This window comes from Streptomyces sp. NRRL WC-3549 (genome assembly GCF_000721935.1).
Lineage (GTDB): Bacteria > Actinomycetota > Actinomycetes > Streptomycetales > Streptomycetaceae > Streptomyces.
On sequence record NZ_KL585451.1, the window covers coordinates 518 to 811 of the forward strand.

A 294-nucleotide genomic window follows, 5' to 3' on the forward strand; every position below is an offset into this window, starting at 1 on the left:
CCGCCGGCTCCGCGACGGACATCATCCCGCCCGGACCCGACAGCTCCAGAATCGCCCGGCTCCGCAACGCCACCACCCGCGCACCATCCTCCAGGGACAGCCCACCCGCCACACACACCGCAGCGATCTCACCCTGCGAATGACCCATCACCGCCGCAGGCACCACACCAGCCGCCCGCCACACCTCAGCCAACGACACCATCACCGCCCACAACACCGGCTGCACCACATCAACCCGGTCCAACCCAGGAGCACCCGACTCCCCCCGCAACACACCCAACAACGACCAGTCCG

At 69.0% G+C, this 294-nt stretch carries 1 protein-coding gene; it reads right to left on the reverse strand.

Annotated elements, in window-relative coordinates:
- Positions 1 to 294, reverse strand: a 294-nt coding sequence (locus IH13_RS39330) for an acyltransferase domain-containing protein (RefSeq protein WP_037843378.1), incomplete at both ends; no start/stop codon positions are given.